Here is a 251-nt window from a genome sequence, read left to right as displayed (position 1 = left end):
GTTCTGGTCGATCGCCTTCTCGAAGTAACGGCGTGCGGCAAGCTTGTCACGATGGGCACGCAGCAGGAAATCGACCGTATTGCCTTGCTTGTCGACGGCGCGGTACAGATATTTCCAGTGGCCCTTGTCACGGATCGGCGTAATCGAGCCGGGGATGATCGGCGTAATGAGGCCACTTGGAATGGCCCCGAAACGCGATTTCGAAGGGCCTCAAGAATCCGTTTTTTTGCCTGATTTTGCAACCGCGTTTT

The 251-nt window shown here is 55.4% G+C and carries 1 pseudogene; it reads right to left on the bottom strand.

Annotated elements, in window-relative coordinates:
* Positions 1 to 251: pseudogene (locus GWC77_RS30035) on the bottom strand (DDE-type integrase/transposase/recombinase); the annotation flags it as partial.

The organism is Paraburkholderia sp. NMBU_R16, assembly GCF_013282575.1.
Lineage (GTDB): Bacteria > Pseudomonadota > Gammaproteobacteria > Burkholderiales > Burkholderiaceae > Trinickia.
This window is presented reverse-complemented; position numbering and strand designations above follow the sequence as displayed.